This is a genomic window from Streptomyces sp. NPDC052064 (genome assembly GCF_055585925.1).
Map to the genome: position 1 here is coordinate 475,418 of NZ_JBVJJE010000008.1, position 6,000 is coordinate 481,417.

Annotated in this window: 3 protein-coding genes, 1 tRNA gene and 2 pseudogenes; 4 read left to right on the plus strand and 2 right to left on the minus strand. The window is 66.8% G+C overall.

Annotated elements, in window-relative coordinates; all coding sequences use genetic code 11:
- Nucleotides 1-680 precede the first annotated feature (680 nt).
- On the minus strand, nt 681-902 hold the full coding sequence (locus ACZ6TU_RS24110; protein ID WP_467681343.1) for a hypothetical protein: 222 nt from the start codon (nt 900-902) through the stop codon (nt 681-683).
- Nucleotides 903-1,102: 200 nt separating this feature from the next.
- Here ACZ6TU_RS24110 and ACZ6TU_RS24115 point away from each other — a divergent pair, with 200 nt between their 5' ends.
- Nucleotides 1,103-3,559: a WD40 repeat domain-containing protein gene (locus ACZ6TU_RS24115; RefSeq protein ID WP_467681345.1), complete on the plus strand. Its 2,457-nt coding sequence runs from the start codon at nt 1,103-1,105 to the stop codon at nt 3,557-3,559.
- Between the two features lie 262 nt (nt 3,560-3,821).
- Nucleotides 3,822-3,887: transfer RNA gene (locus tag ACZ6TU_RS24120), tRNA-Arg, on the plus strand.
- A gap of 217 nt (nt 3,888-4,104) precedes the next feature.
- Here ACZ6TU_RS24120 and ACZ6TU_RS24125 read toward each other — a convergent pair.
- Nucleotides 4,105-5,130, minus strand: a pseudogene (locus ACZ6TU_RS24125) (tyrosine-type recombinase/integrase); the annotation flags it as partial.
- A 189-nt stretch (nt 5,131-5,319) separates the two neighbouring features.
- Here ACZ6TU_RS24125 and ACZ6TU_RS24130 point away from each other — a divergent pair.
- Nucleotides 5,320-5,520, plus strand: a pseudogene (locus ACZ6TU_RS24130) (IS110 family transposase); the annotation flags it as partial.
- 103 nt (nt 5,521-5,623) lie between these two features.
- Nucleotides 5,624-5,863: a hypothetical protein gene (locus ACZ6TU_RS24135; RefSeq protein WP_466793158.1), complete on the plus strand. Its 240-nt coding sequence runs from the start codon at nt 5,624-5,626 to the stop codon at nt 5,861-5,863.
- Nucleotides 5,864-6,000: the final 137 nt, after the last annotated feature.

The window sequence follows — 6,000 nt, forward strand, 5'->3', positions numbered from 1 at the left end:
CGGAAATCGTCGTTGGCGTGACCGTGTCGAGAAAGTCCACCCCATTCTCACGGCTGGCCGAGGATGGTCCGGTCCCCGATCCCAAGCCGTTATCGTCGTCCCTCGTCGAGCAGTGAGACCAGGGGTTGGGCTTTCGGGATCCGAGACCGAGCGGTATCCGCAAGGAGCGTGACCAGGTCAGCGAGGGGACCGGCGCCTTCCAGCTCGCGTACTTCCACGACCGTCGATCAAGCGGCCCAACGAGATCATCCGCAGGCCCCCCAGCCCCAAACCTTCATCGCGAATGGCCAAGGTCACGAGAGGTCAGGCACCCCGACTGTGGTCGGCCTGGTCGGGCGACGACTCAGTCATGTGGGTCATCCCAGCCCACCGCCAGCGGTCCCGCGCCCGTCGGAGGCCAGAGTCGCTGGGCCGACCGGCACTGTTCGTGAACGTCGCCTCACACCTAGCCTGACGCCGCCGGCCGCCCGATCCACCCAGATGAGCTGCGGAGCGCCGAACAGACCGTCGGGAAATGGCGTCGGCGCCACACGGGCCCGTTCCAGCACACGTCCGGCACTGGTCGACAGATTTCGCGCGGGCGGCCTGGCGGCCGCCCGCGCGTAAGGCCCTGAATTGGGGCTGCGGTGAGGCCCCGCAGTGACCACCGAGCTCGCCGCCGCTCCCGCATACCGAGCGGTTCACGGGCGCGGCGGCCTGCCACGCCAGGCCGCGAAGAGGCCCAGCCCGACGCTGGTGACTGCGGTGAACGCCTCGGGGCCGGCCAGCATGAAGACGCCCGTCACCAGCGTGATCAGGACCAGCAGCGCGACCAGGTCAAGTACCCGATCACGGGTCGGTGCCTCCGGTACCGGCCTGGACATGGGAACGGCGGGCGAGCTGGGCTCTTCAATTTCATCCATGCGCCCAGCACACCAGCCTCGTCCGCTATGCCCCGACTAGCACGAACAGACCCGGATAAGTCCGATCGTCGCAGGCCATCGCCGTAACGCGTGGCACTCCGGGCGAACACCCACTCTGTATGGTGGTGTTCGGCGGAATTCGGTGATGTTCGGCAACCAGCGTCATACGCTGAGTCCCACAGACCATCGGGGGGACGTACGTGGCGCATGAGGACGTTTCTGCGGCCGCGTATGAGCGGGAACTTCAGGTCTTCGCCTCCAAGCTCCGGAAACTGCGGATCGGATGCGGCAACCCCTCCCAGCGCAACATCAGCAGTGCCGCACCCTCTGGGCAGTCCCTCTCGGTCTCCGCGATCAGCGAGACCCTCGGCGGAAAGCGCTTGCCTAGCGTCGACTTCCTGATCGCCCTCGTCCGGACGCTACTCACTCTCGCGAACGACAACCAGTCCCCTGTGGGCCGGAATGATCCAAGGGTCGAGCCCTGGCGCGCGGAGTGGACCCGACTCGCGAACCTACGTGACGAGGCCCGCCACGCGCCGCCCGCACCCCAGTCGGTGCCGCCGTCGGTCGTAAATGGTTGCCCGCGACCCTCAGCCCAGGTGCCCGAAACACCGGCACCGCCGATGAACGCGTCCGCGCCACTCGAGAACCGACAGCTCCTGAGGTTTCGTCACGCACCGCCGGTCCTGCCCCACTCTGGCTTCGTATGGTCGGTGGCCTTCTCCCCCGACGGCAACTTGATGGCCACCGGCAGCGCCGCCGGGATGGTGGCGCTCTGGGATCCAGCCACCCACCAAGCGGTCGGTAAGCCACTGACCGGCCACACAAGGACCGTGAGGTCCGTCGCGTTCTCCCCGGATGGGGGTCTACTTGCTGCCGCCAGCGACATTGGCACGGTACGGCTCTGGGATCCAACAACCTATGAAACGGTCGGAGTGCTCCCGACCATGAAGCAGGAAGCCGTCACGGCCGTCACGTTCTCCCCTGACGGCGCTTTGCTGGCCACCGCTAGCTACGATCGCACCGTACGCCTCTGGGATCGGTACACCTACGAAGCGGTCGGCAAGCCACTGACCGGGCACACCGGCCCTGTCACGGCCGTCGCGTTCTCCGCCGACGGCGTCCTACTGGCCACCGCCAGCTTCGACGGCATGGTGCGTCTTTGGGACCCGACCACCCACCAAGCGGTCGGTAAGCCCTTGATCGGCCACGACGGCCCCGTCAGATCGGTGGCGTTCTCCCCCAGCGGGGGCCTGCTCGCCACCGCCAGCGACGATGGCATGGTGCGTCTTTGGGATCCGGCCACCCATCAGACCGTGGGATCGCCACTGACCGGCCACACCGGTTCCGCCACAGCCGTCGCGTTCTCTCCCAGCAGTGGCCTGCTCGCTACCGCCGACGTCGACGGCATGGTGCGTCTTTGGGACCCGGCCACTCACCAGACCGTCGGATCGCCACTGACCGGCCACACCGGCAACGCCACAGCCGTAGCGTTCTCCCCCGACGGCGGCCTGCTCGCCACCGCCGGCTTCGATCACACGGTGCGGCTGTGGGAAGCCGAGGACGCCCAGCCAGCGCCTGCCTCGGCACAGCGTGCACGGCACGAAGAAGACTCGCATGAGAACCTGATAGCCGAGAACGCCCAACTGCGCACCCGCCTAAACCTCCTGACCTCGCGCGGCCTCGCCAGCAGAAGTGTCCTCACCGCGCTCAAGAACGGCGAAGGCATATCTCTGGCACCTCTGATCGGACATCGCGACGCGGTCTGGTCCGTGGTGTTCTCCCCCGACGGAACCCAACTCGCTACAGCGAGTGCCGACGATACGGTGCGGTTCTGGGATCCAGCCAACCGGCAACCAGTCGGCAGGCCTCTGACGAAGCACCGAGACTCCGTGAGGGCGGTGGCGTTCTCCCCCGACGGCACTCTGATCGCCACCGCGGACCGCAGCGGCTCGGTACGTCTGTGGGACGCGGCTACCCGGGTACCGGCGGCGGGTAGCCCCCTGGCCGACCACCTCGGCCCCATCACGTCGGTGGTTTTCTCGCCCACCGGCACCCTGCTCGCCGTCGCCAATGATGGTGCTGCCGCACGACTGTGGGTGCCTGCTACCCGACAAACCGCCGGTCCCCCACTGGCCGGCCATCACGGGCTCGTCACTGGGGTCGCGTTCTCTCCCGATGGCAATCTGATCGCCACCGCCACGGATGCCGGCACAGTTCCCCTGTGGGATTCCACCAGCCGCGAGCCAACAGGCGAGCTCCTGGATGGCCACAGAGGCTCCGTCAGCTCTGTCGCGTTCTCCCCGGACGGCAGTCTGATCGCCACCGCTGGCGACGACCACACGATTCAACTATGGGACGCGGCCACCTACCAGCCCGACGGAAAGCCCCTGACCGGGCATGATGACGCCGTCGTGGCCCTGGCTTTTTCTCCCGACGGCGGTCTGATCGCTACAGCCAGCAACGATCACACAGTGCGCTTGTGGGACCCGGCCACCCACCAACTCGTCGGCGAGCCTCTCACCGGCCACCACGACGCCGTGACTGCAGTCGCCTTCTCGCCGGATAGCTCCGTGCTCGCCACCGCCAGCCTCGACCGCACCGTTCGGTTGTGGGTGCCTCCAGCGGTGAGCAGTCTCGCCGGGCATCAAGGCTGATCCGACAGGGACCGGAATAAAGCTCAGCAGAGGTCCAAGACGGCGATGGAAGCGTTGGTAAGTGGACCTCCTTGGAGTCCGTGACCTCATTGCCAGTGTCCAGAGCCCTGACTGGACAAGCGATCAAAAGGGCCGTCACCTTGACACTTAGGCTCAGGGTGGCGGCCCGAAGGCTTCGACCCACCGCGCCCGTCGGGAACTCTCCTGTGGACCAGTCGTGGACGAGACCCTCAAGAAAAGTACGGTAGGCCTCGCTGACCAGGCCTTGGTGCAGTAGATGCGGCGGCCTCCGGAGCCGTGTGCGCAGGTTCGAATCCTGCCGGGGGCGGCACCTTGCATGAGGTGCCCAAAGACCCCGCCATCAGCGCTTTCGCTGAGACGGGGTCTTCGCGTATGTGCAGGCGTGTGCCGCTCGGGGTGGCTTTATGTCGAGGGTTGTGGACTATCCGTGGACTGGCTACAGGGCAGGAATCCGCAGGTCAGGCCCGGAAAATGCCGAGCACCCGGACCGTAGTCCAGGGGCCATCATGCCGCAGGTGCGTGTGTCAGAGGTGTGCCGGGATCAGGTCCCGTCGCCGGGCTCGTCCTAGACACTTCGCGTACCTGCTCAGCAGCACTTCGACGCTGTTGCCCGCACGCTCCGCGGCCTCGGTGGGGTCGACGCCGGCGTTGAGCCAGGAGGAGAGCGCAACGTGCCTCAGGTCGTACGGCCGAGCGGCCAGCGGCGAGGCCACCTGTTCCGGCGTGAGCGCCAGGTGTCGAGCCTCGCCCCAGACACGCCAGTACGTAGTGGAGGCGACCACTCCCCCACGTTCGTTGGCGAACAGCCGCCCGTCCGTGGCAGTGCCGAACTCCTCGATGTGGGCGAGGAGCATGCGGACGAGGCGAGGCGGGATCGGAACGATGCGAGTTTCGTTCGCGGGGCGATTCTTGAGGCCGCGGTTGTCGTGAACCTCCCCGGTCCCGGTCCAGCGCTTCCCGACGGTCGGGCGGGTCTTCTCCAGGATCAGCGAACCCCACCCGGTCTCCGGCAGCCTGCAGTCCGGACGACGCAGCGCCACAGCTTCCGCCGACCGAAGCCCACCGAAGTACATACAGGCGAAGAGCGCGACCATGCGCCGCCCACGGGCTCTGCGGTAGCCGCCGACGTACGAGACTGCGGCCAGGAGTTCGCGTGCCTGCCGAGGGTTCACCACGACCCGGCGGTCGACTTCCTTGATCACCTTCGGCGGCTTCCACTTCACGAGCGTGACCGGGTTCTCTGGGAGCTCCCCCAGTTCGACCGCGTAGGCGAGGGCGTTGAAGAGGACCGCGCGCTTGCGCCGTACTGTCTCGGCGGCCGCTGGGGCGCCCGACAGTCTGAGCTTGAGCGAGTCGAGGACGCGGCGGATGTCTGCCGGATTCTTGAGTGTCGCCAACGGCAGCGAGGCTTTGGCTACCCAGCGAAGAGCGTTCGCGATGTCGACCGGCGGAGCTTCCTCGTCCGAGGCTTGGACGACGAAAGCCCAGCCCCGCAGCGCACGGCGCAAGACGTCGTCAGCTGGCCGCCCCGGGCGATCGCCCAACAGCTGAGTTGCAGGTCAACAGACTGCCCGACTCGCCGGAAGCTTACGGGGCCATGATCACTCGCCCCAAAGCAGCGCCACCCCAAAGCCGCTCCGTAAGTTGTTTAGCGGTCCGGAAGAGTGGGGTGTGGCTCTAAAGTCGCTTGCCCAAGTGGCTCCGGTGAAGTGGCCGCCCCGCTCTTCGGGACGCCTGGCCGCGTCTTCTATCTCTCCGCCCAGACCAGCATCATCCGCGAAGGCCCCAACCGCGATTACTACGTGAAGAAACGGGTCGAGGGCTGCAAGGACGTCCAGGCCGTCATCGCCCCCGCCCGCCGACGTGCCGATGTCCTGTGGGCGCTCTTGCGTGACGACAGGCCTTTCACCTTCCATCCACCCGTCGCCCAAGCCGCCTGAACGGGCCAGCGCACCCCGCCTACCTGGCGATAGCCTGCGGGCCAAAATAGAGAGGCGGACCCCAGTGGGCTTCGACGCAGAACGATCAGCGCGCATCGCCGCCATGCAGGAAACCGCCCGGCCCGTCTGGGAGGCAACCGGCGACACGGACGCACTCCAGCAGTTCCTCAAGGACAACGGGTGTCACGGAGTGGAAGCCGTGTTCGTGACCATGGGCCTGCTGCACTGCGATCTTGCCGAAGCTCAACGAGCCTTCTTCAACGCCCCGTGCCGCGACGCCGAACGCCGCTTCCACAACCGCGCCATGGACCTGCTCGAAGAGGCCGCCGACCACGACGCCTGACAACCCGAGCGACCCTTGACTCGCCCATTAAGACGTCATCTCATTTGGGTCGGTAGGCTGTCGGTCGTGGTCTCGATCGTTGAGCGGCTGGTGCCGGATGAGCTGTGGGAACTGTTCCAACGGGTTGTTCCTGAGGC